The organism is Pantoea sp. LS15 (assembly GCF_012241585.1).
Lineage (GTDB): Bacteria > Pseudomonadota > Gammaproteobacteria > Enterobacterales > Enterobacteriaceae > Enterobacter.
In genome coordinates this window covers 89,854-115,939 of the sequence record NZ_JAAVXA010000005.1, presented here as the reverse complement: position 1 = coordinate 115,939, position 26,086 = coordinate 89,854, and the positions used below count along the sequence as shown (strand labels likewise).

The 26,086-nt window shown below is 49.8% G+C and carries 25 protein-coding genes and 2 pseudogenes; 13 read left to right on the top strand and 14 right to left on the bottom strand.

Features of this window, described 5'->3' with window-relative positions; all coding sequences use genetic code 11:
- Window positions 1-10: 10 nt before the first annotated feature.
- The 5 genes from HED65_RS10025 to mntR form a co-directional block, all read right to left on the bottom strand.
- Window positions 11-1,333: a PTS sugar transporter subunit IIC gene (locus HED65_RS10025; protein ID WP_028019357.1), complete on the bottom strand. Its 1,323-nt coding sequence runs from the start codon at window positions 1,331-1,333 to the stop codon at window positions 11-13.
- A gap of 51 nt (window positions 1,334-1,384) precedes the next feature.
- Window positions 1,385-2,761, bottom strand: a complete 1,377-nt coding sequence (locus HED65_RS10020; RefSeq protein ID WP_114978455.1) for a glycoside hydrolase family 1 protein — start codon at window positions 2,759-2,761, stop codon at window positions 1,385-1,387.
- Window positions 2,762-2,907: 146 nt separating this feature from the next.
- Entirely contained in the window at window positions 2,908-3,948 is a 1,041-nt protein-coding gene (locus HED65_RS10015; protein ID WP_114978454.1) for an aldo/keto reductase, read from the bottom strand.
- Window positions 3,949-4,049: 101 nt separating this feature from the next.
- Complete coding sequence (locus HED65_RS10010; protein WP_114978453.1) at window positions 4,050-5,150, bottom strand: anion transporter; 1,101 nt, start codon at window positions 5,148-5,150, stop codon at window positions 4,050-4,052.
- Window positions 5,147-5,620 (bottom strand): manganese-binding transcriptional regulator MntR, encoded by a 474-nt coding sequence (mntR, locus tag HED65_RS10005; protein WP_114978452.1) that lies wholly within the window; start codon window positions 5,618-5,620, stop codon window positions 5,147-5,149. Before mntR ends, HED65_RS10010 begins: the two co-directional genes overlap by 4 nt.
- A gap of 366 nt (window positions 5,621-5,986) precedes the next feature.
- On the opposite strand from mntR, the gene HED65_RS10000 reads away from it, so the two are divergent.
- Window positions 5,987-7,390: a PIN domain-containing protein gene (locus HED65_RS10000; protein ID WP_147279794.1), complete on the top strand. Its 1,404-nt coding sequence runs from the start codon at window positions 5,987-5,989 to the stop codon at window positions 7,388-7,390.
- Window positions 7,391-7,708: 318 nt separating this feature from the next.
- Here HED65_RS10000 and HED65_RS09995 read toward each other — a convergent pair whose 3' ends face one another.
- The 6 genes and pseudogenes from HED65_RS09995 to HED65_RS09970 form a co-directional block, all read right to left on the bottom strand.
- Window positions 7,709-8,491: an FRG domain-containing protein gene (locus HED65_RS09995; protein WP_114978450.1), complete on the bottom strand. Its 783-nt coding sequence runs from the start codon at window positions 8,489-8,491 to the stop codon at window positions 7,709-7,711.
- 78 nt (window positions 8,492-8,569) lie between these two features.
- Window positions 8,570-9,025 (bottom strand): hypothetical protein, encoded by a 456-nt coding sequence (locus tag HED65_RS22665; RefSeq protein ID WP_114978449.1) that lies wholly within the window; start codon window positions 9,023-9,025, stop codon window positions 8,570-8,572.
- A gap of 109 nt (window positions 9,026-9,134) precedes the next feature.
- Window positions 9,135-10,106, bottom strand: coding sequence for a hypothetical protein (locus tag HED65_RS09985; RefSeq protein ID WP_168112388.1), 972 nt, complete (start codon window positions 10,104-10,106; stop codon window positions 9,135-9,137).
- On the bottom strand, window positions 10,096-10,518 hold the full coding sequence (locus HED65_RS09980) for a tail fiber assembly protein (protein ID WP_114978448.1): 423 nt from the start codon (window positions 10,516-10,518) through the stop codon (window positions 10,096-10,098). Before HED65_RS09980 ends, HED65_RS09985 begins: the two co-directional genes overlap by 11 nt.
- Window positions 10,519-12,306: a phage tail protein gene (locus tag HED65_RS22660; RefSeq protein WP_223256817.1), complete on the bottom strand. Its 1,788-nt coding sequence runs from the start codon at window positions 12,304-12,306 to the stop codon at window positions 10,519-10,521. It abuts the gene before it with no gap.
- A 9-nt stretch (window positions 12,307-12,315) separates the two neighbouring features.
- A pseudogene (locus HED65_RS09970) lies at window positions 12,316-12,510 on the bottom strand (hypothetical protein); the annotation flags it as partial.
- Here HED65_RS09970 and HED65_RS09965 point away from each other — a divergent pair.
- The 3 genes and pseudogenes from HED65_RS09965 to HED65_RS09955 all read left to right on the top strand — a co-directional run.
- Window positions 12,509-12,871, top strand: a pseudogene (locus tag HED65_RS09965) (tyrosine-type recombinase/integrase); the annotation flags it as partial. The pseudogenes HED65_RS09970 and HED65_RS09965 overlap by 2 nt on opposite strands.
- A gap of 166 nt (window positions 12,872-13,037) precedes the next feature.
- Window positions 13,038-13,166, top strand: a complete 129-nt coding sequence (mntS, locus tag HED65_RS09960) for a manganase accumulation protein MntS (protein ID WP_032667017.1) — start codon at window positions 13,038-13,040, stop codon at window positions 13,164-13,166.
- Window positions 13,167-13,449: 283 nt separating this feature from the next.
- Entirely contained in the window at window positions 13,450-15,033 is a 1,584-nt protein-coding gene (locus HED65_RS09955; protein WP_114978447.1) for a phosphoethanolamine transferase, read from the top strand.
- Between the two features lie 85 nt (window positions 15,034-15,118).
- Here HED65_RS09955 and ompX read toward each other — a convergent pair whose 3' ends face one another.
- Entirely contained in the window at window positions 15,119-15,637 is a 519-nt protein-coding gene (gene ompX / locus HED65_RS09950; RefSeq protein WP_024908709.1) for an outer membrane protein OmpX, read from the bottom strand.
- A 354-nt stretch (window positions 15,638-15,991) separates the two neighbouring features.
- Here ompX and rhtA point away from each other — a divergent pair, with 354 nt between their 5' ends.
- The 6 genes from rhtA (at window position 15,992) to ybiO (ending at window position 22,596) form a co-directional block, all read left to right on the top strand.
- A complete protein-coding gene (gene rhtA / locus HED65_RS09945; RefSeq protein WP_049005393.1) occupies window positions 15,992-16,879 on the top strand; it encodes a threonine/homoserine exporter RhtA in 888 nt (295 codons plus the stop codon).
- A gap of 300 nt (window positions 16,880-17,179) precedes the next feature.
- A complete protein-coding gene (dps, locus tag HED65_RS09940; protein WP_008501171.1) occupies window positions 17,180-17,683 on the top strand; it encodes a DNA starvation/stationary phase protection protein Dps in 504 nt (167 codons plus the stop codon).
- Window positions 17,684-18,044: 361 nt separating this feature from the next.
- Window positions 18,045-18,788 (top strand): glutamine ABC transporter substrate-binding protein GlnH, encoded by a 744-nt coding sequence (gene glnH / locus HED65_RS09935; RefSeq protein WP_013097464.1) that lies wholly within the window; start codon window positions 18,045-18,047, stop codon window positions 18,786-18,788.
- An 84-nt stretch (window positions 18,789-18,872) separates the two neighbouring features.
- Entirely contained in the window at window positions 18,873-19,532 is a 660-nt protein-coding gene (gene glnP / locus HED65_RS09930; protein WP_014169254.1) for a glutamine ABC transporter permease GlnP, read from the top strand.
- A complete protein-coding gene (glnQ, locus tag HED65_RS09925; RefSeq protein WP_014069454.1) occupies window positions 19,529-20,251 on the top strand; it encodes a glutamine ABC transporter ATP-binding protein GlnQ in 723 nt (240 codons plus the stop codon). Before glnP ends, glnQ begins: the two co-directional genes overlap by 4 nt.
- Window positions 20,252-20,382: 131 nt before the next feature.
- Window positions 20,383-22,596 (top strand): mechanosensitive channel protein, encoded by a 2,214-nt coding sequence (gene ybiO / locus HED65_RS09920; RefSeq protein ID WP_114978446.1) that lies wholly within the window; start codon window positions 20,383-20,385, stop codon window positions 22,594-22,596.
- A 47-nt stretch (window positions 22,597-22,643) separates the two neighbouring features.
- On the opposite strand, the gene rlmF is transcribed toward ybiO, so the two are convergent.
- Window positions 22,644-23,555 (bottom strand): 23S rRNA (adenine(1618)-N(6))-methyltransferase RlmF, encoded by a 912-nt coding sequence (gene rlmF, locus HED65_RS09915; protein WP_168112387.1) that lies wholly within the window; start codon window positions 23,553-23,555, stop codon window positions 22,644-22,646.
- Window positions 23,556-23,798: 243 nt separating this feature from the next.
- Here rlmF and bhsA point away from each other — a divergent pair, with 243 nt between their 5' ends.
- The 3 genes from bhsA to ybiJ all read left to right on the top strand — a co-directional run bounded on the left by bhsA (window position 23,799) and on the right by ybiJ (window position 25,001).
- A complete protein-coding gene (gene bhsA, locus HED65_RS09910; protein ID WP_114978445.1) occupies window positions 23,799-24,065 on the top strand; it encodes a multiple stress resistance protein BhsA in 267 nt (88 codons plus the stop codon).
- Window positions 24,066-24,188: 123 nt separating this feature from the next.
- Window positions 24,189-24,455: a DksA/TraR family C4-type zinc finger protein gene (locus HED65_RS09905; RefSeq protein ID WP_114978444.1), complete on the top strand. Its 267-nt coding sequence runs from the start codon at window positions 24,189-24,191 to the stop codon at window positions 24,453-24,455.
- A gap of 285 nt (window positions 24,456-24,740) precedes the next feature.
- Entirely contained in the window at window positions 24,741-25,001 is a 261-nt protein-coding gene (gene ybiJ / locus HED65_RS09900) for a DUF1471 family protein YbiJ (RefSeq protein ID WP_114978443.1), read from the top strand.
- Between the two features lie 115 nt (window positions 25,002-25,116).
- On the opposite strand, the gene ybiB is transcribed toward ybiJ, so the two are convergent.
- Window positions 25,117-26,079: a DNA-binding protein YbiB gene (gene ybiB / locus HED65_RS09895; protein WP_114978442.1), complete on the bottom strand. Its 963-nt coding sequence runs from the start codon at window positions 26,077-26,079 to the stop codon at window positions 25,117-25,119.
- Window positions 26,080-26,086 lie beyond the last annotated feature (7 nt).

Sequence of the window (26,086 nt, the reverse complement as noted above, 5' to 3'; positions counted from 1 at the left end):
TTCCTTTCTGCTAGTTTTCTATCCCGCTGTTTTTCAGCGCCACTCTCTCTGCAATTTTGAGGAAAGGCAGGTAGAAGAATACACCAAAAACAATGATTGCCAACTGCACCACCACCGCACGCCAGTCTCCTGCTGTCGCCAGCCAGGCACTCAGGATGGGTGGCGTTGTCCAGGGGATCATCACTACACAGCGCGACATTAATCCCAGCGTGGTACAGAGCCAGGCAAAGTAGATGCCAATGGCAGGCAAAAGTACAAATGGGATCATCAACGGCAAATTAAACACAATTGGCAAGCCAAAAATGACCGGCTCGTTGATGTTGAACAAGCCAGGTGCCAGCGACAGGCGCGCCACCTGCTTCGCCGATTTTTGGCGCGAGAAGATAAAAATTGCTATCAACAGGGAAATGGTACTACCCGTGCCGCCCACCATGCCAAACGTCGGCACGAAGATGTTATTGATGATGTGTGGTATTGGCTGACCGTTAGCAAAGGCCAGCATGTTCTCGTTGGTGTTGATCAGCAGGAACGGCTCCAGCACCACGCTATTGACCACCGACTGATGAATACCAAGCGTGAACAGGAAATTACCAAAACTGTAGATAAAGATCGTGCCCGGCAGACTGGTGTTGATTAGCCGCAGTGGCTGCTGAATAAAGGTAGTGATCAGGTGGATCAAATCCGTATGCAGTACGCTTGCCAGCAGCGCTGCCAGTACCGCAAACAGAGAGAGCGTGAGAATAGTCGGGATGAGCGCGGTAAAGGATTTACTCACCGCGGGTGGCACATTTTCCCCGAGCGAAATATGCAGTGCTTTCAGGCGCGAAATAGCAATAAACAACTCCGTTGAAAGCAAACCTATCAACACCCCGGCGAAAATCCCGGTGGAGCCGATATTGGCAAACGTCAGCACCTGGGTGACGTTCACCGTGGTATCGCTGCCGACGGGCGTGAGCTGTAAGCGCATCGGCATCATGATGATAAAACTGCTGACCGCGATAACCACTGCCGAGACCGGATTGTCGAAATCTTTGTTACGCGCCAGCGACCAGGCAATCATTGGAGCCAATAGCAGAGCAGCGATATTCAGCGTACCGTTGATTATCGCCTCCCCCCACAGCTTACATTGTGCCAGCGTGTCGCCTTCAAAGATCCACGGAAACACCACATTATTCACCAGCACCGCCAGACCCGCGAGGATGAAAATCGGCATTACCGTGGCGAAAGCATCGCGCAGGGAACGCAAGTGCACCTGGTTTGCCAGACGCGCCGAGAACTCTACAAATTTATCGACAAAGGACTGCATATGCGGTGTTATTTTTGTTTCAGACATAGCGGATATTTCCCATCAATCAGTCACAAAAACGGCCCGGCAGCGTACAACTTACATCTCGCGTCCGTTGGTATGGATAACCTGTTTTAACCACGCGTAACTTTTCTTCGGCACACGTTTCAGGTCTTTCAGGTCGTGGTTTTCCCGGTTGACATAAACCACACCGTAGCGTTTACGCATGTCCCCCTGAGAGCTGAGAATGTCGATGAGGCCCCAGCCGAGATAGCCCATCACTTCTGCACCATCTTCAAAGATCGCTTCTTTCATGGCCTCGATATGCGCCCGGTGATAGTCGATACGGTAGGTATCTTCGATCGGATTTACACCATCCCAGGACTCGATCATCCCAATGCCATTTTCGATCGGGAAGACCGGCATGCGCCAGTCATTGGCATAACGCGTGATGATGGTGCGGAACCCGAGCGGATCTATCTGCCAGTTCCATTCGGTAGCCTTCAGGTACGGATTATTTTTCTCACCCTGCAGCAGGTAATAATTAACCGGGGTGCCTTCGGGGATCGCATCGCTGTCCAGGGTTTTACTGGCGTAGTAGCTGAACGCCATAAAGTCGTTTTTAGTGCGCGCCAGAAGCTGGAGATCGTCAGCACGGTAGATGTCGCTAAAGCCTTCCTGTTCCACCACTGCCAACACCGCCGGGCTGTAGCCCTGGCCGGCAAAGACGCGCAGCAGGTTCTGGTTGAGGAATTCATCGTATTGTTGCGCACAGAATATATCGCGCGGTTTGCAGGTGGCCGGATAGATCAACTGATGCGCCAGCATGCCGCCCATCAATTTCCCCGGTTTAGTCTGGTGCAGATACTCAGTCAACGCCATGTGCGCCACCATTGTATGGTGCTGTAGCTCATACAACTCGCGCAGGGTTTTCTCCCCTTTCATATAGCCGGAAATCCGGAAGGCTTCCGGCATATGGAAGATGTTCTGCTCGTTGAAGGTCAGCCAGTACTTCACGCGATCACCGAAGCAGTCGATCATCTTTTTGCCATAACGGATAAAGGCATCCATCACATGGCGATCATTAAAACCGTTGTACTCCTGTGCCAGCGCCAGAGGCATATCGAAGTGATAGAGACAAATCATCGGCTCTATACCACGAGCAATCAGATCGTCAATAAAGCGGTCGTAAAAGGCGATACCTTCGTCATTAAAATCACCATCTCCCTGCGGGCAGACGCGGCTCCAGGCGATCTGAAAGCGATAGCAATTCATGCCCAGGTCCTGCATCAGGTCAAAATCTTCCCGATAACGGTGGTAAGAGTCCGTTGCGACTTTCCAGTCGGAGACATTTTCTCCGGCCTCACGAATGTCATACACCGACATCCCCTTCCCGCCCTCGTTCCATGCGCCTTCCGTCTGCATACTCGATACCGAGTTACCCCATAAAAAGTTGGCTGGCAGTAATTGATTCATCGTCCCCTCTCATATGACTAGTCATTTAAAATTACATGACTAGTCATATAGGCGAAGATGAAAAATCAATCAAAGAGGAGGATCGTTTTTTGTGAGCAATGCGGGAAAAAAACCCGGTGATCGAGCCGCCACCGGGATAAGAAAGGTTACTGTTGCATTAACTGATTGCGGCGATATTCCCCCTGCCGCTCCAGCATCCAGCCAGGATATTCGCGTGGCAACGCGCTTACGGTATCGAGCTGTTTTAGCTCTTGTTCGCTCAGGCTGATCCCGGTCGCGGCAATATTATCGTCCAGTTGCTCAACGCGTTTGGCACCAATAATCACGCTGGTCACGGCTTTTTGATGCAGCAGCCACGCCAGCGCGATTTGCGCCACGGAGACCCCCTTGCTTTCGGCAATAGTGCGCATCACGTCCACGCAGTCGAAGGCGCGCTCTTTATTCACCGGCGGGAAGTCGAACGCCAGACGACGGCCACCCGCTTCACTTTGCCCGTCACGGCCATATTTTCCGCTCAGAAGACCGCCCGCCAGCGGGCTCCAGACCATCAGCCCAACCCCTTCGCTCTGCATCATCGGTACCAACTCACGTTCAAGATCGCGTCCGGCAATGGTGTAATACGCCTGCAGAGATGCGAAACGCGCCAGCCCAAGACGTTCAGAAATACCGAGCGCTTTGGTAATTTGCCACGCCGCCCAGTTCGATACGCCGATATAACGTACATGGCCGTGCTGCACCAGATTATCCAGCGCATAGAGCATCTCTTCGATGGGAGTTGCTGGGTCAAAACCGTGTAGCTGATAGAGATCGATATGATCGAGCTGGAGGCGGCGCAGGCTCTCTTTTACGCTGCTGATAATGTGGTAGCGGGAACTGCCGCGTGAGTTCACCCCCGCCGTGCCCGTTTCACCGAACACTTTGGTGGCAACCACCACGTTCTCACGCGGTACTTTCAGGTTTTTCAGCGCCTGACCGGTGATCTCCTCTGAGCGTCCTTCAGAGTAAACGTCCGCGGTGTCGATAAAGTTTATCCCGGCGTCCAGCGCGCGGCCCACAAGTTGCTCGGCGTCGCGTTGCTGCAGTTGACCAATCTTGCCCCACATCCCCCCTTCTCCGCCGAAGGTCATGGTGCCGAGGCACAGTTCGGAAACAAACAGACCGGTATTGCCCAGTTTTTGATAACGCATACGACACACCTCTCAATGTTCATTCAATGGCGACCAGAGAGTTATACCTCTCTGGTTCTCATTGCGAATGTGTCGTTTCTGTCTATTTCTTGCCCATTTCTCTAAAGCAGTAAAAAGCCTGCCAGTGCCGCCCAAATCAACATTGGGATCGACCAGACATGGAAGCGCCACCAGATACGGCGATCGTTAGCCATACGCAGGGCAATCAGATTGGCCAGAGAACCGGGCAGGAGCCCAAATCCGCCGATGTTAACTGCCCAGGCCAGGAGCGTGTCAGGTGGCACATAGTTGAGCAGCAGAATGGTGGCCGGCACATTACTGATAAACTGAGACAGGCCAATCGCCGTCAACCACAAACCAGGCTGGGAAAGCGTGCTGACACTGTGAAGAACGTTTTGCAGTACCGGAAGCTGGATAAGGAGATGCACATCAATAAACATCGCCATGAAGACCAGCAGTAACGTCCAGTCCACGCTCACCAGAACGCGCCGCGCCAGGAGGACAAACCCCGCGGCCACGAGCAGGACACCCACCAGCTCATATTTCAGCTCCAGCGCGAACAGAAAGACGATATACAGTCCCAGGCAGCTCCAGACCAGACGAGGTTGCCACTGTGGACCCATTGTTCCGCTGTGGTATTGCAGTTTTTTATCAGGAAACGCAAACCAGCAAACCGCCAGTAGCGACAACATCATCACCAGTGCCAGCGGGGCCATCTGCCAGGTAAATGCGGCAAACGACAACCCGGAACGTCCCCAGAGGAGGATATTTTGTGGGTTACCAATGGGAGTCAAAAGAGAACCGGCATTCACGGCCAGCGCCTCAAAGATGATCAGCCTGCTTACCGGGATCTCACAAAGCTTTCGCAGCGTGAGCGTGAGGGGCACGATGATAAACAGTGCTACGTCGTTGGTCAAAAAGGTCGACAGCACCGCAGCAGAGAAGACCATAAACAGTGACAACTTACGCTCGGTGGCAAAGCGGCGCACCATTTTGCGTCCCAGCACGTCAAAATAGCCGCTCAGCTCAACACCTTTAGTGAGCATCATTAAACCGCTCAAGGTAATGATGGTTCGCCAGTCAATCGCCGCAGGCCATGCATGTGGCGCAAAAGGGACAAAGAGGCTTAACCCTGCGCCAACAATTAATAAGAGATGAAAGAAACGGTCGCGTGCCAGGGCTTGTAATCCAGGAATATTCATTCAGCGGAGGAACCATATTTAAGAGTAAATTCACGAAACTTCACCAGCGTCTCTTCGCTAACGTGGTGTTCCATTCCTTCCGCATCCCGGCGGGCGATCTCCGGACTTACACCCAGTACCAGTAAAAAGTTCTCAACGAGCTGATGGCGCTCGCGGCTCTCCTGCGCAAGCTTGTCCCCTTCCGGCGTCAGGAAAACACCGCGCCAGGGAATCATTTCAATGAGCCCCACAGAAGCCAGTCGCTTTAACATTTTAGCAACGGTAGGTTGCGAAACCCCCAGTCTGGCAGCCATATCAACCTGACGCGCTTCCCCGACCTCACGGATCAGATCGGAAATCAACTCCACATAATCATCAATCAGTTCACGTCGGTGCGCTTCACGTACCTGGCGGAACCCTTCAACATGCTCTTCAACATTCACCAGTTGCGTCGTTTTTCTCATCGTTGGCTTACCTGCGCGACGGTTCATTGTACTTCCTCAGTGGGGTGACGCTTCCAGCGCCCGGTATCGAGAGCGCACATTGTAAACCATCACTCTGTAAGCACAAAAAATTAACGAAATAGCCATAGCTATACAATATAGCTTGCTTAAATTGCCACTCATTTAAAATTATCATTAAGATCAATGACTTAATCATAATTAAAATTTATAAATGACCATAAATTGTTTTCAATGACTCAAAAATGTCGCACAAAAAGATCCACTTGTTTAAATTATAGGTTCTGTGGTAATGGTCATTAGTTAATGGACTTAAGACATAGATTGTAAAGCCAGTGTAATATGATCTAAATTAACTTCGATAAAACTGATGATTCTAAAAAATGGAGCTTAATTTTGAAATCAACCTTTGCTGGATTCTACAGTACCCCGAGCGAATCTCTAGGACAAATTTGGTTATCTGATTCAACATTATTTGTATTTGATACTAATTGCCTACTTAATCTCTATCGTTGCGAAGATCATACAAGAGAAGACATTCTCAAAGTAATGAAAGAGATTTCAACAAGAACTTGGATACCTTTTCAAGTAGGATTTGAATATCAAAGAAAGAGACGCATAGTAATTGAAGAAAGCATTTCCAGCCTAACCAAGATAAAAAAAGAATTAGAAAATATCTATTTACAGAATATTTTATCTTCTGGTGGTGTAAAAAAACACCTATATAATTCTTTAAATGATGAAATATCAGAGCTACAACATAGAATCAAAATACCTATTGATGATTACATAAATGATAAAATTAAGCCCCGTATAGAAAGCAAGCAACAAATATCGCAACACGACTTCATAAGGGATGAAATTGATTCGATCATTCAAAATAATCTAGGCACGCCCCCTACGACCGAACAAATAAATACTATAAATACTGAAGGCGAACAACGCTACAAAAATAAGATCCCACCAGGCTTTATGGATGTAAAGAAAACTGAAACATATTTCTTTTCAGGAGTAGAAATTCAGGCGAAATATGGGGATCTTTATCTATGGTATGAAATCATAGAAAAATCCAAATCGGATAACATTAATAACGTAATATTTGTGTGCGATGATCTCAAACAAGATTGGTGGTTCATTCATGAAGGGAAAACACATGGAGCTTTAGCTGCTCTCAAAACTGAAATATGTGAAAAAGCAAATATTGAAAACTTCAAAATTGTTAATCAACTTACTTTTTTACATGAATCAAAAGAACATCTTGCAAACATTGAAATACGCGATTCCTCTTTAAAAGAGGTTGAAGAACTATCGAATGCTCCAACACCAGATATTGTAGATGAAATTGCAATTTCATGGTCACATGATAAACTAGACCAATTCAGGAAAAAATTCGAACATAATTCAAATATTTTCAGTACAATTGGATCTAACCAATCTTACAATAAATTTTCAAAATCATCGTTGTTTATACTTACTAGTAGTGCTGATGAAGCCTTACACGAGACATCCAATTTAAAACACCAAAGTTTATCACTGTTATCAGACCTTCAAACATTTGAATCAGAGTTAAAAGAGCATATCGAATCAAGTGACCTTTCAGAATTCACTAAGACTATGACGATAAACTTGTCGCAAATTGATTTACTCTGTTCCAAACTCAAATCCATATTAAGCCTACCGTCGATTGGAATACATAATATATCGGAAGCAGAAAGTATTATCCGCGAAATAAAGCTCTATAATTTTATATTGGAGGCAATGATTGAAAAAGGACATGAATATTTAAATTATATCCTATAAATTAATTATTGTTTATAGGTTAAGAAGATGCCCTACTCATAATCGCTTGGTCGCTGGTTCAAGTCCAGCAGGGCCACCAAATTTTAGCTTTAGAATCATATAATTAAGCCACTCTCAAGAGTGGCTTTTTTGTTTCTATCAGTATGAGTGTCGCATGGGATTTTCGCATCTGGGGTACAGGTTGCGTTATCAACTGCCCTCTGGCTTCAACGCTGTATAAATGATTTTTTAGTGCCTGAAAATAAAAAATAAATTAAATCAATGCCTTATTTATACCACATGCCATTTAGCGACAAAGCGGCGGCATTTTTTAGGGCATCACCATCTGGAGGAATCCCACTGCCTGAAGTGCTCCGTATTGGCATGACAAAAGCCATCAAGATCAGGAAACAAAGTAACAGCCCTGATGTCGAAAGTGCCCTCTAAGGATTTCAGGAATTTTTGTTTGACATCCGCAGTGATGGCTATTGGAAGATAAGCGCCCTCTCTTTGGTCAAAATCTAAACTCCCCATTTTATGATCGCTCACAATACTGTACATAAACTGGGCACTTTGGGCGGCGATCCTTTTAGTAACTGCAGGAGGCTCCCACGTAGTGGCACCCGCGTTACTTTCGCCATCTATAAATATTTGGTTGTATTCCCGCTCCTCTGCTTCTTCCTCCTGTCCGTTGATGTAATCTGTGTGGAGACCAAGCAAAAGACCTGTTTTGCCTTTTTCAGAATTACAGGCAAACCATAGCGCGACTAAAATGTTCCTCGAAAAGTCAATTAGACGGGTAGCGGCACCATGATGCTGTAGCTTTGCCAAAACCTCAAAATCTGCCAGCCTTCTGCCATCCTCATATCCATAACCTCTGTGACGCGCCCTTCTTAACAAATCTAATTCATAGTCACGCATCCTAACTTCAGTGACCTTACGACGACCTAAGTTCAGTCTACGATAAGCAGCACTATGAATTGGCCAATCAATATCTCCCTGCCCTCGCCACATATGGACAATGGACATTCGAGAAGACACCCCTTCGGCAATCTTTATAAGCTCTGCCACGTTTATCGGGGCTTTGACTCTTCCAAATAATTTGGTCTCAATAATTTCCACTGATGTTCCCTTATTAAGATAATTCCAATGATGATACATAAAGTTCAGGCTAAAAATCATCGTGACGCGATGAACTGTCTATATTTTCAGTTTCTTAAATTCACTCAACCAGCCTGTAATCCCCGCCAGTCCTGACTTAAAGCGATTTTTGACAGTTGAGTTCCGCAGCCGAAACGATCCCGCCCACTCACATAAAATTAATATTTCCTTTATTTTTCTGTAAGTTACATTTTTATTTTGATCCTCCACAGATCCATAAAAGTGAAAAACACTGAAATTCTTTTCAATCTTTTCAGTTTGGGTTTTCTGCAAAGCCGCCAGCACTGGCGCGGTCTGGCGATATGTTTTGAAGAAAAATAAAACTGAAAAATTTTTATGATCCAAAAACCGCAGGCGGGTGCGGTGTAGTGCGATTTTTGTCTGCGAAAGAATTTTTTTGCCATGCTGTGACGCTCTCAGCGCCGCGCAGTAGGCACGATCTGTTTCTGTTGAAGCGTGAAGACTCCCAGGAGGATGGAGGCGGCAGAATGCCACTGGTGGCGTATGGTGCAGCCACTAAAAATTTATTAGTCGGGCATAGAACCCGGCATGGTACAGAGGGCATAAAAAAACCCGCATTTCGCGGGTTATGTTCTGGGTTGGTTTACTGGCCAATAACCGGGGAGTATTTTCCGTTCAGCGTGTCCGCTTTCGCTCCGGTGTTCCGGATGGCTCCCGCGTTGGTTGGTGCTCCTGTATTGCTGTGCGTGTGGCTTGCTGTTTGCTCTGCCAGCTCTTTCACCACGTCCAGCGTGTCCAGCATCAGCTGTGCCACGTTGATGGTGCCAGAACCAATCCACACCACCGGGGCAATAATCTGCTGTTGCACGGCCGCCACGCTTTTACGTATCTGCCCGATTTTCTCGATCAGGTCTTTTCCCGTTGTGACTGACTGGCTCCCGGCTATGTCCGTTTCATCATTGCCGCCGATACTCGCAACGCGGTTATTGACTGCCTGGCTGTAATCCCCTGTACATACCTGCTGAATGGCTCCGGCCATCAGCGTGGATGTGCCCAGCACAGTAATTTTATCCGTGGCCTTAACCGTAGTTTCCCGGCTGACCAGCTCCCGCAGTTCCGTATCGGCCTTAACCATCCGCGCCATAGATGTTTCACTGATTGTCTGGTCTGTCTGCCTCACCCAGTCCCCCGCCTGGGTGACGCGCTGCGACACTTCTGCACGCTGCTGTTGCAGCTGTTCGCCAGGCTGGATATCCGGGAGGCTGGTTCCGTCCGGCACGGTCTGCCGCACAAAAGGCTTATCCGGCCGTCCGCCAGTAAAAGCGATTTCGACCAGCGTCCCTTCAGGGGGAAACTGGAACATCCCGGAATCGTTATCCAGGCTGGCCATAAAGCTGTCATGTGTCTGGCCTGAAACCATCATGATCACGATATCACTTGCCCCGCCCGTTCCGGCCAGTTTCTCAGCCAGGTAATTAATCGCATTTACCGGGCTGAGGTAAGCACCGTTTTCTGTCTGTTGCCCTACCCCGTACAGCCAGGGATGCACCGGGATAACGGAACAATTCAGCGCTCCCACTGAATCACTGAAAGCTATTCTCGCCTCACGCCACATCTTGAGGTCTCTCCGGCCATTCGATATCCGGCGCGGGACTAACATCCAGCCTGTTCAGCATCACCCGATAAAGCTTCCAGCTGGAAAGCGCCTTTTCTTCGGCAACTGTGGCAATCCCCAGATCGGCGGCATCCTGAAGAGGGGCGATGGCTTCAGCCGCTTCATTAATGCGCTGCAATCTTTCAGACTCAGCCACCGCAACATGATCGATGACAGGTTTTGTCAGTACGGGCTGACCATAATCATTGACGGTTATTTCACTTCCTTTTGACTGACCATCCAGGAGGATTTCATACCAGCGCTGGCTGATTTCCATCGCATCAATCGGCCAGGTTCCGGCAGCTTCATAAAGCGCTTTATCACCGCCTAAATAAAATCCACCCTGGCTGGCACTGTAAAATACCCTTTCCATTTAATACCCCTTAGCCCTGATTAACGCAGCTACCTGGCCAATGCTGCCATAAGCCCTGTTAGCCCTTACCACACAACCGGTATTTGATTTCGAAATTAACTGGAACATCCCCTCAGTATCATTACTGTTATTCACATTCAGGGTTCCCACCTCAACATGCAGACAGGCATTCGGGAATGCTTTCGGAAAGGTGATCGTCTGCGTGGTTTCACTGGTCATGGTCGCCCCCTGACACCACTGCTCGATAATTCCGGTACTTCCGCATTGCCACCAACCATTGGCCGCCTTAGAGGCTGAGTTTGGCGCACCGTAGGAGCCTTTGGGCTGAAATCTCCCGTCGCTTTCAGCTTTCGTGTAGACGTTAGTTCTGGCGGCGTAACCATTATCTGACTCAGCCTTAGTGTACGAATCCCCGGTTTTTGCCAGATAAACAACGAGACTACTACCAGCGTGACGCATATAGGGGCGCGTGGCATCACCAGAGGCAAAACCAGCAATATGACAGCCATCCTTCTGGATATAGCGGTCATCAAAGTTACTGAAGTTACCAGGATATACCCGACCTGGCGCCATAAAGTTACCTTCAACATCCCATCTGAAATTAACATCACCTCCGCCACTGCCTTTCATTTGCAGATGCCATGAAAGAGCATCGCCGGACACCAGAGAGCCCATGGAAAACGCCCAGGAATTTTTTCCGGTTATTGTGGCGAGCTGTTTTATTACCGGATGGTATTCACTCGCCCCAACGGTGGTGTAGCTGTTGAAAAATGGCGCTTTGGTTCGGTACTGCTCGGCAAAGGCAAACGCGCCTGTGTATCCAGCAGTAACTTCTTTAGACACGCTCAGAGTATCGGTTACGGTCAGCGGCGACTCTGATACCACAGCCCCTGTATCAAGGCTCACGCGCAGGGGACGAAGCGCGTTATAGTTTCCGAAAGCGTCCCCTTTGTTGGTCAGCATCAGATAAAGGTTATTGCCGTCATTGCGCCAGAATGCGCCGTAGTCACCATACGCCATCCTGAAACCGTTCGCGGATGTACTCTGGACTTCTGCGCCCACTTTGAGCACGCCGCTCATCGTGTCACCTTTTTTATCTACTGCGCCGACATCCTCCGGGGTGGGCTTATTCCTGTCAGTATAAAAATACTGATATCGGAAAGTTGTCCCATCATCCCACCTGACGGCAATTTTACCGCTGGTATCTGTCGGGATGATTAAGTGGCGCGTATTGTTGACGCCTCCGCCATCCTGCTGGAGCGCAAAAGAATAGGCAAACGGACCACCTGAAACGGCGTGTGACCAGAAACCTGACGGCAATCCCGCAGGAATGCTGTCATAACTGCTGTTAGCGGCCTGTTTGCTTCGTGGTGCTACGCCCCCGAGCCCCATCCAGCCAACCACTGGCACTCGCCCTGCCGTGGTGTCATCCTTCGATGTTACGATGTCCGCGGTAGACGACGTTCCGAGACTCTTTTTTAGCTCGGTCAGATTGTCATTCACCGTTTTGATTGCTTTTGGCGTCGCGGCCAGAGATTCAGAAACGCTGTTTACCTCGCTGCTCAGTTGGGTAAAACCTTTCGCTGAAGTGGTGGCATCCGGATGATTACGCGACTGTTCATGCTTTTTCAGCGCATCACTTGCGGCCTGTTCATTCAGCGTTCCTTTACTGACATCCAGCCCCGGCACGTTGGCAAAAACAAATTCATCCAGCAAAACAGGTTCGCCTGTTACCGCCTGGCTGGCTTTCCACTGTTCAAAGGCCAGTGTAATAGCTGTCTGTGACATATAACCTCCCTATAGACTCGCGCTAAACGTTGCGCTGCTGGCTTCCGTACCGTTCAGACGTGCCGGATAAACCACATATTCCCCCTGATCCCACCCAGCCCGGATAACCAGACGTTCAGACGTGATCACTTCAAACTGATAACGGCGGCAGGTTCTGCCGTATTGCTGAATGATTTGAATCATCAGCTGCGTGTTGCTGGCTAAAGTCACGTTCATCAAAACCAAAGGAAAGCGCAACAGAACTATCCCCCTTGATGACGAAATTCTATCCGAAATACCTGACACGAAAGGCACTCTGTTTCCGCAGCCCTGTTACAATGCCTTCCGCTCTGCTCTGGAGCGTGCAAAAATTGAACTCCCCTCCGGCCAGCTTACCCATGTACTGCGCCATACATTTGCCAGCCACTTTATGATGAACGGCGGGAACATTCTGGTTCTGCAAAAAGTTCTCGGCCATGCTGACATCACTATGACTATGCGTTATGCGCATTTCGCACCTAGCCACCTTGAAGATGCCGTACGACTTAATCCTTTAAAATGTCGCAGAAATGTCGCGACAGCTTAGAAATACTACCGAATACTGGCCTTTATTTACTATCGCAATCTATTGATATAATTATAACTTATTGTTTTTGGTAGATAGTTAATGCTTTACAATATAGCCTGTGCTATATCTGTATGTAATGCAGTCACCCTTCATGGATCGAAGGGATCTAAAATCAGGAGGTCTTATGAACGAATTCAAGAGGTGTATGACCGTGTTTACTCACTCCCCCTTTAAAGTGCGCTTAATGCTGTTGAACATGCTGTGCGATATGTTTAACAACAAACCGCAACAGGACGATAAACCTTCTCACTAAGCGGCGTTGCGGTACGCCGCTTCATTTTTTCGTCATAATCCCTCTGTACGATGGCGTTTAGCCGCCTTATTCCCGATCTTTTTTACGGATTTGCAGTCCCCTTCGCAAAACATCTGCTTAGCAACTGTTGATATTATTTACTACTCGCACTATCTTCTTGCAGCCCTGCACAATTTGCGGCTCGCTGAAGCGGACCCTCATTCCCTCTCCACGCACTGTCAGGCAGGTTATGACCCTTGACGCCAGGGTGAGCACATGGCGTTTTTATCCATGATAGTGACCTATGAATTTAACCCTGATAGATACTGTTGTTACCCGCAGCCGGGCCCTAAACCCGTGGACGGGGTTTTACTTTTTGCAGTCATTGCTGATTAACTTTGCGCTTGGCTATCCCTTTAGTCTGCTCTATGCGGTTGCTTTCACCTGCATTTTGCATTTGCTATGGCAAGCCGCACCGCGCGCGCAAAAAACGTTAATCGGGATCTGCTCGCTGGTTGCTGCGCTCTATTTCCCGTTTGGTCAGGCGTACGGCTCGCCAAACTTTAATACCCTGCTCGCGCTGCACTCGACCAACATGGAAGAGTCGACGGAGATCCTGACGATCTTCCCATGGTACAGCTACGTGGTTGGGCTCTTTATTTTCGCGTTGGGCGTTATCGCCATCCGTCGTCAGTCGGGCGAGAAAAAATCCTGGGGTAAGATCGAAATACTCTGTCTGGTGTTCAGCATTGCCGTGGCGTTTGTCGCCCCCATCCAGAATATTCCCTGGGACGGTAAGCTAAGGCTCATCAATATCGGCTATCCAGTTTTCCGCTTCGTGAAAGACGTCGTAGTCAATAATAAAGAGGTTCTCGACGAGCAGGCCCGCATGGCTGAACTTTCCAATATGAAAGACACCTGGAACGTGCTGGCTGTTAAGCCGAAATATCACACCTATGTGGTGGTGATTGGTGAAAGCGCGCGTCGCGATGCCATGGGGGCGTTTGGTGGACACTGGGATAACACGCCGTTTGCCAGTTCGGTTAATGGCACACTGTTTACCGATTATGTCGCGGCCAGCGGTTCAACGCAGAAATCGCTCGGTCTGACGCTCAACCGCGTGGTTGATGGCAAACCACAATACCAGGATAACTTTGTCACTCTGGCAAACCGCGCAGGTTTTCAGACATGGTGGTTCTCCAATCAGGGGCAAATTGGTGAATACGATACGGCCATCGCCAGTATCGCTAAGCGTGCTGATGAAGTGCAGTTCCTGAAGAGCGGCGACTTTGAAGCCGATAAAAATACGAAAGATGAAGCGCTGCTGAAAATGACGTCGCAGGTCTTTGCCACCCCGCGTACGCAGCCTCAGTTGATTGTCCTGCACCTGATGGGATCGCATCCGCAGGCCTGCGATCGCACTGGTGGGAAGTACGCCGAGTTCGTGCAGTCCAAAGAGACCTCTTGTTATCTCTATACCATGACGCAAACCGACGACCTGCTCAGCAAGTTGTACGAGCAGTTACGCAATACGGGCGACAGCTTCTCGCTGGTCTATTTCTCAGATCACGGGCTGGCGTTTAAAGAACGTGGAAAAGAGGTGCAGTATCTGGCGCACGATGACAAGTTCCAGCAGAACTTCCAGGTACCCTTTATGGTGCTGTCGAGTGACGATAAAAAGCATCGCGTCATCAAAGCCCGACGTTCAGCAAATGATTTTCTGCAGTTCTTCTCTCAGTGGACGGGGATCTCTGCCGAGCAGATAAAAACGGCTTACCCATTCGTTTCAGGTAAGAAAGCTCCCCCAGTTTACGTTACCAACTTCAAGTTACAGAAAGTTGACTACAACCATCTGGGAACGGATATCTTCGATATAAAGAGTAAGTAAGCATTACCCTCTTCCACGGAAGAGGGTACAAAGATAAAAAAAATCCGCCACATTGGGCGGATTTTTTATTAGCTCACCGGAGTGATTAGAAGCGGTAACCTACGCCCGCGATCCAAGTGCCAACGTCAACGTTGCGGATACGGCTCTGCTCATAAGAGAAGTCCAGAGCAACGTCCTGGATTGGGTTGAACTGCAGGCCTGCGCCATAGGAGAAGCCGTAGTCGCTGTTGCTTGCAGTGCGGTTCAGACCCTGGTTTTCGGTCTGCTGGAATTTACCGTAGCCAACACCTACAACACCGTAGATGCTTGCCCAGTCGTTCAGACGGTAAGCTGGACCAGCAGTGATACCGTAGTACTGACCTTTGTTGTATGCGCCGTTCTCAGAACGATCTTTCTCGGTGTAAGTGAAAGAACCGATCACGCCCAGCGGGTTGTTATCCTGCTCGTAGCGATACTTCAGGTTGAAACCGTTAGCTTTGTTCATCACGCCCTGATAGTCGCTCTGAGCGTAACCACCGGTAACGGTAGAAGTAGCAGCTACAGCGGTACCTGCGGAAACAGCCAGTACAGCGGCCAGTGCTGAAAGACATGCAATTTTTTTCATAACCACCTCAAATGTGCTTCAAGTAAGTCCGTAAGTTTTAAATATATCAAAAAAATTTGCGAAACTCTTTGTGATTCGTGATGTCTAAAGGTTCCTTTCCTGTAACAGAACATTTCCAGCTTCAGCTATCTCTTTCAAATCACATGCAATTTTCACTACAAAACGCCCATAGTGCGCGCCTGCGCTGTTACATTCATCCAGATTATTCCTAATCTGACAGGCGATAAATCCAACAACGCTTAACCATTTTACGGATTTCACGTGGTTTTTTTTCAACGGCGTCTCAACCGTTGCAACATAATTCCTTTACACTGCAACCTTTACTTCATTTGACATAAGCTGACAGGAGAAAGGATGCCTGGGTTATCCCGCACATCGTCGGTCTGGTTGCCGGTAGCAGTCATACTCATAGCAATGTTGTCCATTCAAAGTGGTGCCTCGCTGGCAAAATCGCTTTTTCCGCTGGTTGGTGCCCCTGGAGTCACTGCCCTGCGTATCGTGTTGGGTACGGCAATACTGGTGGTTATTTTCAAACCCTGGCGTTTACGCTTCAAAAAAGAGCAGCGTTTACCCCTGCTATTTTATGGTTTGTCCCTGGGGGCAATGAACTATCTGTTCTATCTCTCCATCCAGACAATCCCTCTGGGGATCGCCGTTGCGCTGGAATTTACCGGCCCGCTGGCCGTGGCACTCTTCTCCTCGCGTCGGCCGGTGGATTTTATCTGGGTCGTGTTAGCCGTTCTGGGGTTATGGTTCTTGCTGCCGCTGGGTCAGAATGTTTCTGAGATTGATCTGACAGGCGCGGCGCTGGCCTTAGGTGCAGGCGCCTGCTGGGCTATCTATATACTCACGGGTCAACGCGCTGGGGAAGAGCATGGCCCGGCAACCGTCGCATTGGGTTCACTGATTGCGGCTATCGTGTTTGTGCCCATCGGTATGGCCCAGGCAACAGAATCTATCTGGCAATGGTCAGTCATGCCGATTGGGCTGGCGGTCGCTATTCTCTCTACAGCACTCCCCTATTCTCTGGAGATGATCGCCCTTACGCGCCTGCCGACGCGCATATTTGGCACCCTGATGAGTATGGAGCCTGCGCTCGCCGCAATCTCCGGGATGGTGTTTCTTGGCGAAACCCTGACATTGACCCAGACGCTGGCGCTCTGCTCGATTATTGCGGCCTCAATGGGATCGACGCTGACCATGCGTTCTGAACCTAAAGTTGAAAAGGTCAATATCAACTAAGGTCATATATTCTGCATGGCTTCACCGCCATGCAGAATAAAGGCCAGGTCGACAGGCGTTATAATTTCATACACAGTTTGTCATATTATCGAAATATGCTCCTTCCCCCCCCAACCCCAGTAACAAATTAAGATCAATCCGTACCATATTGGGAATAACCATTTAATTTCAACAAATTAAATCCTCAACTCTCTTATCTCTATTAAACTGATAGGTACAGCCAAACCGCAGACAAAAAAACCGATGCTATACTTAGTTCCGTAATTACCTGGGACATAAACATCAAGAGGATATGAGATTATGAGTACCGCTAAACTGGTGAAAACGAAAGCGTCTAATCTGCTTTATACCCGTAACGATGTATCGGATAGCGACAAAAAAGCGACCATTGAGTTGTTGAATCGCCAGGTGATCCAGTTCATCGATCTTTCGCTGATCACCAAACAAGCCCACTGGAATATGCGCGGTGCAAACTTTATTGCCGTTCATGAAATGCTGGATGGCTTCCGTACTGCTCTGGTCACCCACCTTGATACGATGGCCGAACGTGCCGTTCAGTTAGGTGGTGTGGCATTGGGTACCACACAGGTGATTAACAGTAAAACACCACTGAAAAGTTACCCGCTGGATATCCATACCGTTCAGGATCACCTGAAAGAGCTTGCAGACCGCTACGCGATAGTCGCAAACGATGTACGTAAAGCGATTAGCGAAGCAAAAGATGAAGACACAGCTGATATCTTCACCGCCGCTTCTCGTGATCTGGACCAATTCCTGTGGTTCATTGAATCTAACATCGAATAATTCATAGGAATTTTCTCTTCAACCCTCGCCTGTGGCGAGGGTTTTGCACATCTATGGTGCACGTTTTTTCCCTGAGACAGTGCAAACGTGAAAAAATTGTAATAATCACCTCACACAACCGTTAACGAGAGATTGTTTTTTCGTCAGAATTTACGCTAAATATCTCTCCGTCAGTTGCCCCAAACGAAGCGCACCAAAACAGTGCTCCACTTTGGTGCAATCAGCCATCATTGCCCTGTTTATTGTGCAATGCATGACATCATCCCCTTTGCAAAACAACAAGTTGTAAAGTTGGCACGATTTTTTCATTGTGCCACATGTTCTCGCAGGGGATCGCCCCGTGGATATAAAAGGAAATGCTATGAAGTCTGTATTAAAAGTTTCACTGGCTGCACTTACCCTGGCTTTTGCGGTGTCTTCTCAGGCTGCCGACAAACTGGTTGTGGCGACCGACACGGCGTTCGTTCCGTTTGAATTCAAACAGGGTGATAAATACGTTGGTTTTGATGTGGATTTGTGGGCTGCTATCGCAAAAGAACTCAAACTGGATTACACCCTGAAGCCAATGGACTTCAGCGGCATCATCCCGGCACTGCAAACCAAAAACGTTGATCTGGCTCTGGCCGGTATCACCATCACTGATGAACGTAAAAAAGCCATCGACTTCTCTGACGGCTACTACAAAAGCGGCCTGCTGGTCATGGTTAAAGCCGACAATAACGACGTAAAAAGCGTGAAAGATCTCGACGGTAAAGTGGTTGCAGTGAAGAGCGGCACCGGTTCTGTTGATTACGCAAAAGCAAATATCAAAACTAAAGACCTGCGTCAGTTCCCGAACATCGACAACGCGTACATGGAACTCGGCACCAACCGTGCTGATGCTGTTCTGCATGATACGCCAAACATCCTGTACTTCATCAAAACAGCAGGCAACGGCAAGTTCAAAGCTGTCGGTGAATCTCTGGAAGCACAGCAGTACGGTATCGCGTTCCCTAAAGGCAGCGATGACCTGCGTACAAAAGTTAACGGTGCGCTGAAAACGCTGAAAGAGAACGGCACCTACAACGAAATCTACAAAAAATGGTTCGGTACTGAGCCTAAATAATAATACGTAAAAATGACGTTCACTCGGGGGCGACCTTTCGCCCCTGATATTTTTGAAACACGGTAACAGTAACAGGAAATTATCATGCAGTTTGACTGGAGCGCCATCTGGCCTGCCATTCCTATCTTGCTTGAAGGCGCTAAGATGACCCTGTGGATTTCGGTCCTGGGTCTGGTTGGTGGGTTGATTATCGGTCTTGTCGCCGGTTTCGCCCGCACCTACGGTGGCTGGATTGCAAACCACATCGCACTGGTTTTCATCGAAGTGATCCGCGGCACTCCTATTGTCGTGCAGGTCATGTTCATCTACTTCGCCCTGCCAATGGCCTTCACCGACCTGCGTATCGATCCGTTCAGCGCGGCCGTTGTGACCATTATGATCAACTCAGGAGCCTACATCGCAGAAATTACCCGCGGTGCGGTTCTGTCGATTCATAAAGGTTTCAGTGAAGCTGGTCTGGCGTTAGGTCTTTCTCGTCGCGAAACGATCCGCCACGTGATTTTACCTCTGGCACTTCGCCGTATGCTGCCACCACTTGGTAACCAGTGGATCATCAGCATTAAAGATACGTCGCTGTTCATCGTTATCGGCGTGGCTGAGCTGACCCGTCAGGGGCAGGAGATCATTGCTGGCAACTTCCGCGCGCTGGAAATCTGGAGTGCGGTGGCCGTTGTCTACCTGATCATTACTCTGGTTCTGAGCTTCGTTCTGCGTCGTCTTGAAAGAAGGATGAAAATCCTGTGATTGAATTTAAAAACGTTTCCAAGCACTTTGGTCCAACCCAGGTGCTGCACAATATTGATCTGAACATCAAACAAGGTGAAGTGGTGGTCATCATCGGGCCATCCGGTTCCGGTAAATCGACGCTGCTGCGCTGCATCAACAAGCTGGAAGAGATCACCAGCGGCGATCTGATCGTCGATGGCCTGAAAGTGAACGACCCGAAAGTCGACGACCGTCTGATTCGTCAGGAAGCGGGCATGGTGTTCCAGCAGTTCTACCTGTTCCCGCACCTGACGGCGCTGGAGAACGTGATGTTTGGTCCGCTGCGTGTGCGCGGTGCCAACAAAGCGGCGGCGGAAGCGCTGGCAAAAGATCTGCTCGCCAAAGTCGGTCTGGCAGAACGTGCACACCACTACCCTTCCGAGCTGTCCGGCGGTCAACAGCAGCGTGTGGCTATCGCCCGCGCGCTGGCGGTCAAACCGAAGATGATGCTGTTTGATGAGCCAACCTCTGCGCTTGACCCGGAACTTCGCCACGAAGTACTGAAAGTCATGCAGGATCTGGCAGAAGAAGGGATGACGATGGTGATTGTGACCCACGAAATCGGCTTTGCTGAGAAAGTGGCGTCCCGCCTGATCTTCATTGATAAAGGCCGTATCGCGGAAGACGGTAACCCGCAGGAATTGATTGCGAACCCGCCAAGCCAGCGTTTGCAGGAGTTCCTGCAGCACGTCTCCTGATCCTCGTTCATTCGCTTCACACAGAGCCGGGCATGCCCGGCTTTTTTACGCCAGATTGTTCCCAAAAACTCCCCTCCGACCCTCGCACTCTATACTTATCATTTTGCACACTATTTTCACCGGAGGGCACCGTGCCGTGGATCCTGCTGCTGTTGATAAGCCTGTTTAGTGCGCCATCGCTCGCTGTGACGATACCCGGGGTCACTGCCGGAACGGCCTCTACACAGCCAGGTTCGCCTCCTCCGGAGCCGGATGTTGAACAAAAAAAAGCGGCTTACAGCGCGCTTGCCGACCTCCTTGAAAACGATTCCTCACGGAAAGAGTTAATTGATCAGCTGCGGAAAACCGCCGCCACGCCTCAGCAGGAGAGCGTTCCGCCCCTCGCTCCTTCACAAGTGGAGGAGCAAAAAACGGTGCTGGAAAACGTCACCGACGTCAGTCGCCACTATGGTGAAGCCCTCTCCTCTCGTTTTGCCCAGCTTTACCGCAACCTGATTGGCTCACCGCATAAGCCCTTTAACCCAAAAACGTTTACCACAGCCGCTACACAGTTCCTGATGCTGGCCGGCGCGGTATTTCTCTTTTACTGGCTGGTGCGTCTGTGCGCGTGGCCGCTGTACCGTAAGATGGGACAATGGGGACGCAGGAAGAATCAGCAGAAAAACAGCTGGCTGCACCTGCCGTTAATGATAGCCTCAGCGTTTATCATCGATTTACTGCTGCTGGCGTTGACGCTGTTTTTAGGCCAGATGCTGGCCGACAAGCTGAATGCTGGCAACAAAACCATTGCCTTCCAGCAATCACTTTTCCTGAATGCCTTTGCCCTGATCGAGTTTTTTAAAGCGCTGTTGCGGTTACTCTTTTGTCCGCGCGTACCGGCGCTACGCCCTTTCTCCATCCGGGATGTGAGCGCAAAATACTGGGCACTGCGTCTGAGCGTGCTCAGCGGGTTGATTGGTTATGGTCTGCTGGTTGCCGTGCCGATCATCTCCAACCAGGTGAACGTCCAGTTTGGGGCGCTGGCAAACGTGCTAATTATGATCTGCATTACCGTCTGGTCGCTGTACCTTATCTTCCATAACAAAAAGGCCATTACTGAGAGCCTGCTGCACCTGGCCGACCGTTCCCTCTCGTTCTTTAGCCTCTTCATTCGCGCTTTTGCGCTGGTGTGGCACTGGCTGGCAAGCGCTTACTTCATCGTACTGTGCTTCTTCTCGCTGTTCGATCCCGGTAACAGCCTGAAATTTATGATGGGGGCGACATTTAAGAGCCTGGCCATTATTGGCGTGGCAGCCTTTATCTCCGGCCTGCTCTCCCGCTGGATCTCGAAAACCATTACCCTCTCGCCGCAAGTGCAGCGTAGCTACCCTGAACTGCAAAAACGCGTAAACGGCTGGATGTCGGTATCACTTAAGGTGGCGCGCATTCTGACCGTCTGCGTGGCGATGATGCTGCTTCTGAATGCATGGAGCCTGTTTGATTTCTGGAACTGGCTGCATAACGGTGCGGGTGAAAAAACGGTCGACATTCTGATTCGCATTGCGCTGATTTTGTTCTTCTCAGCCGTCGGCTGGACGTTACTGGCGAGTCTTATTGAGAACCGTCTGGTATCGGATATTCATGGCAGACCGCTGCCCAGCGCCCGTGCCCGAACGTTACTGACGCTGTTCCGCAACGCCCTGGCGGTGATTATCAGCACCATCACTATCATGATTGTGCTCTCGGAAATCGGTGTAAATATCGCCCCGCTGCTGGCGGGAGCAGGTGCTTTGGGGCTGGCGATCTCCTTCGGTTCGCAAACTCTGGTGAAGGATATTATTACCGGCATTTTTATCCAGTTTGAGAATGGAATGAACACGGGCGATCTGGTCACAATTGGGCCATTAACCGGCACGGTAGAGCGGATGTCTATTCGCTCAGTCGGCGTACGTCAGGACACCGGGGCGTACCACATCATTCCCTGGTCTTCGATCACCACTTTCGCCAACTTTGTGCGCGGTATTGGTTCCGTCGTGGCGAACTATGATGTGGACCGTCATGAAGATGCAGAAAAAGCTAAACAGGCGCTGCGCGACGCGGTAGAAGAACTGATGCAGATGGACGATATTCGCGGGCTGGTGATTGGGGAGCCGTCATTTGCCGGCATTGTCGGGCTGACAAACACGGCATTTACTCTGCGTGTCTCGTTCACCACGCAACCGCTGAAGCAGTGGACGGTGCGCTTTGCCCTCGACAGCATGGTGAAAAAACACTTTGATCTGGTGAATGTGCGGATGCCTGTGCAGACATATCAGGTGCTGCCACCACCCGCATCGCCGCTCCCACCGCAGGAGCCGACGCTGTAGCCTGGTTGCCGGGTGGCGGCTTCGCCTGACCCGGCTTACGGGACACATTATTTGCGGCGTTTGTTATCGTCCATAAACGACCAGGCGATAAAGCGGCTCTGTTTCTGACCTTGCGCCATCTCTTTTTTCACCACTTTCACAGCACCCGCTTCGGTCAGGGCACGGTAGAGTGGCGGCAGGTTATCCCCACGGGAAACCAGCGTTGTGAACCACTTCACCTGACGACCAAACTGCTTGCTTTCCTCAATCATGCGCAGGATAAAGGCGACTTCACCGCCCTCGCACCACAACTCCTGCTGCTGTCCGCCAAAGTTCAGCGCCGCATCTTCCGCCTGCCCCAGATTGCGGCGCTTACGTTCGCTCCCCGCCCGGGCCGCTGCCGCTGAATCATGGAACGGTGGGTTGCACATCGTGGCATCGTAGTTTTCGTTTTTGTGAATAATGCCGTTGAAGATAGAGGCCGCATCTTTCTGACGACGCAAGCGAATGGCGCGGCTTAGCCCAGGGTTGGCGCTGATAATCGCCTGTGCGCTGGCAAATGCTTCAGCGCCGATTTCACTCCCGGTAAAACGCCACTGATACTCATGAGCGCCAATCAATGGGTAGATCAGATTTGCCCCGGTACCGATATCCAGGACGGTAGCTTGCTGCGGAACAACACCGCCACGATCGTCTGCAAGAAGGTCGGCAAGGTGGTGAATGTAATCAGCACGCCCCGGTACAGGTGGACAGAGAAAGCCTTCTGGAATATCCCAGTGCGCCACACCGTAAAAATGCGCCAGCAGGGCTTTGTTCAGCATTTTAACTGCCACAGGATCAGCAAAGTTCACCGAAGGCTCGCCCGCAGGCGTCTGGACGATATAGTCCTGCAGTGGAGGGCAGCTCTGGCATAACGCGTTCATATCGTAGCGGCTGCGATGGCGATTTCGTGGGTGCAATCCCGGCTTTTGGGAAGTCATGGCATTCTCCTTTAAACAGCGGCGTAAGATACCCTTTGCGGGCCGAACGGTAAATCTTTCTCTTTGATGCTCAAAAAAGCGACAAAAATCAATCACCTTTATCTCTATGATCTGTCAGTACATTGTCAATTTTTGTTGTTCAAAAAATAAGCAGAACATCATCAAATTTTTGCGCTAAATCACACTCCTCGGGCTTCTAAACTTAAAGGGAATCACCTGTTGTTTCCTCATGAGGATGTGATTATGAAAAAGTATCTAGCCCTTACTGTTATCGCCGCAGCGCTGGCGACCGCGTCATTCTCAGCCATGGCCGTTCAGTCACTGACTGACAATACCGATACCAGCCAGTTACGACCTGCAGGTACAGTATCGGTAAGTCGTGCAAGCAACCTTGACGATCTGCAAAGTAAACTGGCCGAGAAAGCCCGCCAGGAAGGCGCCAAAGGATTTGAGATTAATTCTGCCAGCGGCGATAACCATATGTTTGGCACGGCGACCATTTACAAGTAATCCAACGTCCACTCAACGCACTGCATCTGCAACACAGGTGCAGTTTTCTTCGCCTGTTTCTTGACTGTTCAATTTTTAACCCCATATTGAGCGTATGCCTTCAACAGATTCCCGGAGGAGATCATGGCTTCAGGTTGGGCGAATGACGACGCCGTTAACGAACAGATCAACAGTACAATTGAAGATGCCGTTGCCCGTGCTCGCGGTGAAATTCCGCGCGGCGAAAGTTTATCGGAATGCGAAGAATGTGGTGAACCTATTCCGGAGGCACGACGTAAGGCCATTCAAGGAGTACGGTTATGCATAACCTGCCAGCAGGATAAAGATTCAAAAATATCATCTCATTCGGGATATAATCGCAGAGGATCGAAAGACAGCCAGTTACGTTGACCTTCCTTTACCTAAGCTAACCACGCAAGCGTATTCCTTTACTCTCACGATTTTTAGTCAAACGCGTAGCAAAATGTGCCTTTCTTCTCTCTTCTGTAAAGCGCTTCAACAAGAAGTGTAACGTGGCACTTTGAATTTATTAATATTCAATAAGTTATTTGTCATTCAATTTTTTTGAGCGACCACGTCAATTCTCTTCGATTTTATCCTCCGCAAAAAAGCGTGATACTTATCACATCGACGGAACATCGTCCCCTTAACAGAATAACCTGCGAGAGATTAATTATGAAAACCATCAAATATGCTGTTGCTGCTGTTGCCCTGTCCGCTCTGTCTTTTGGTGTATTTGCTGCAGAGCCTGTCTCAACGACTCAGGCCCAGGGCATGAATAAAATCGGTGTGGTAAGTGCAGAAGGCGCGACCACGCTGGACGGTCTGGAAGCCAAACTGGCTGAGAAAGCCGCAGCTGCTGGTGCAAGCGGATACACCATCACCTCCGCTAACACCAACAATAAGCTGAGCGGTACTGCGGTTATTTACAAATAATCGAACGAATTATGCTCCACCCTCACCCGTACCCTCTGGTGAGATGCTCCACCCCTCATTGACCCTGTTGTTACCCTTGCTTGCCCGTCCGCCACTGGACGGGCTTTTTTTTTGCTCAAAACGCCTCTTCAACGCGTTTCAGTCCTGCTTCGAACGTTTCAACTTCCCCGGTAGCCAGCAAACAACAGGCCATCTGTAGTTTGAGGGAATGGGGAACGGGTACATTTCCGGCAAGACACTGCTCAATCCAGTGCGCGGTGGTGTGCGGATCTTTTGCCTCAGGCAATATCACGCCGCTATTTTCGTCCCCACGCTCCAGAATGGCGCGCGTACCCACGGAATCAATCAGCATCACCTGAGGGCAACGCTGCGGGTTAGCATAAACCTCGCCTTCTGTGCCATGCATCAGCAATGCCCTGCCCCCAATGTCCTCAAAAAAATTACCCACACGCGCAACATATTCAGGGTGAGAAACACTGGAGAGACGCAGAGCCGCATCTTCGCCAAAAGGTGTCGCCAGTTTCGCCAGGGTGTGTGCGCTGTTACGCACTCCCATGCGCCAGCGCATATCAAGCTGCTTTTCCAGCGGTGGGCAAAGTGCACCCACAGGGATGTAAACCGGTTGATGGCCATCCAGTTTCGCCTGCGCCTGACCAGCATGTCGTGTTGGTGCGATCCCCAACATCCCGAAAATGGTCTCCGTCAGTACGCGCGTAGGATCTTCGCTCACACCGTGCACCACCACCGGGAAGCCAAGTTTATGCAATAAAATAGCCAGTAGTGGGGTCAGGTTTGCCTGCTTGCGCGCACCGTTATAGCTTGGGATCACAATCGGCATCGGTTTTGCCACCGGCGGCGTTAAACGCAGTGTATGCGCCTGCATGGCTTCATAGAAGCCGCGCATCTCCGCTTCACCTTCTCCTTTAATACGCAGCGCAATCAGAATGCCCCCCATCTCCAGGTCAGGTACTTCGCCATTGAGCATATGGGTGTAAAGCGCACGAGCGGTTTCATGGTCCAGATCGCGGGCATGGTTTTTCCCGCGCCCTACTTCTTTGATAATTTTGCGATAATCCACGACATCT

Coding starts and splice junctions, on each gene's coding strand:
- HED65_RS10015 (WP_114978454.1), bottom strand. CDS start 3,948: ATGCGTTATCAAAAACTGGGCAATACCGGTCTGTTTGTTTCCGAACTG.
- HED65_RS10020 (WP_114978455.1), bottom strand. CDS start 2,761: ATGAATCAATTACTGCCAGCCAACTTTTTATGGGGTAACTCGGTATCG.
- HED65_RS22660 (WP_223256817.1), bottom strand. CDS start 12,306: ATGTCACAGACAGCTATTACACTGGCCTTTGAACAGTGGAAAGCCAGC.
- HED65_RS09905 (WP_114978444.1), top strand. CDS start 24,189: ATGGCTTCAGGTTGGGCGAATGACGACGCCGTTAACGAACAGATCAAC.
- bhsA (WP_114978445.1), top strand. CDS start 23,799: ATGAAAAAGTATCTAGCCCTTACTGTTATCGCCGCAGCGCTGGCGACC.
- mntS (WP_032667017.1), top strand. CDS start 13,038: ATGAACGAATTCAAGAGGTGTATGACCGTGTTTACTCACTCCCCCTTT.
- HED65_RS09985 (WP_168112388.1), bottom strand. CDS start 10,106: ATGTGGCGTGAGGCGAGAATAGCTTTCAGTGATTCAGTGGGAGCGCTG.
- rhtA (WP_049005393.1), top strand. CDS start 15,992: ATGCCTGGGTTATCCCGCACATCGTCGGTCTGGTTGCCGGTAGCAGTC.
- HED65_RS10010 (WP_114978453.1), bottom strand. CDS start 5,150: ATGAATATTCCTGGATTACAAGCCCTGGCACGCGACCGTTTCTTTCAT.
- glnP (WP_014169254.1), top strand. CDS start 18,873: ATGCAGTTTGACTGGAGCGCCATCTGGCCTGCCATTCCTATCTTGCTT.
- HED65_RS09980 (WP_114978448.1), bottom strand. CDS start 10,518: ATGGAAAGGGTATTTTACAGTGCCAGCCAGGGTGGATTTTATTTAGGC.
- glnH (WP_013097464.1), top strand. CDS start 18,045: ATGAAGTCTGTATTAAAAGTTTCACTGGCTGCACTTACCCTGGCTTTT.
- dps (WP_008501171.1), top strand. CDS start 17,180: ATGAGTACCGCTAAACTGGTGAAAACGAAAGCGTCTAATCTGCTTTAT.
- HED65_RS09955 (WP_114978447.1), top strand. CDS start 13,450: ATGAATTTAACCCTGATAGATACTGTTGTTACCCGCAGCCGGGCCCTA.
- ompX (WP_024908709.1), bottom strand. CDS start 15,637: ATGAAAAAAATTGCATGTCTTTCAGCACTGGCCGCTGTACTGGCTGTT.
- rlmF (WP_168112387.1), bottom strand. CDS start 23,555: ATGACTTCCCAAAAGCCGGGATTGCACCCACGAAATCGCCATCGCAGC.
- mntR (WP_114978452.1), bottom strand. CDS start 5,620: ATGAACCGTCGCGCAGGTAAGCCAACGATGAGAAAAACGACGCAACTG.
- ybiJ (WP_114978443.1), top strand. CDS start 24,741: ATGAAAACCATCAAATATGCTGTTGCTGCTGTTGCCCTGTCCGCTCTG.
- HED65_RS10025 (WP_028019357.1), bottom strand. CDS start 1,333: ATGTCTGAAACAAAAATAACACCGCATATGCAGTCCTTTGTCGATAAA.